Below are 207 nucleotides of genomic sequence, written 5' to 3'. Positions count from 1 at the left end.
ATCCGGGCAAGCGTTACTACGGCGGCTGCGAATACGTCGACATCGTCGAACAGCTCGCAATCGACCGCGTGAAGGCACTGTTCGGCGCCGAAGCAGCGAACGTCCAGCCGAACTCGGGTTCGCAGGCGAACCAGGGCGTGTTCTTCGCGATGCTCAAGCCGTGCGACACGATCATGGGCATGAGCCTCGCGCACGGCGGCCACCTGA

The 207-nt window shown here is 63.8% G+C and carries 1 pseudogene; it reads left to right on the top strand.

The features are described from left to right. A pseudogene (gene glyA, locus ACV229_RS41010) lies at nt 1–207 on the top strand (serine hydroxymethyltransferase); the annotation flags it as partial.

It is taken from the genome of Burkholderia sp. MR1-5-21 (genome assembly GCF_053427715.1).
This window is presented reverse-complemented; position numbering and strand designations above follow the sequence as displayed.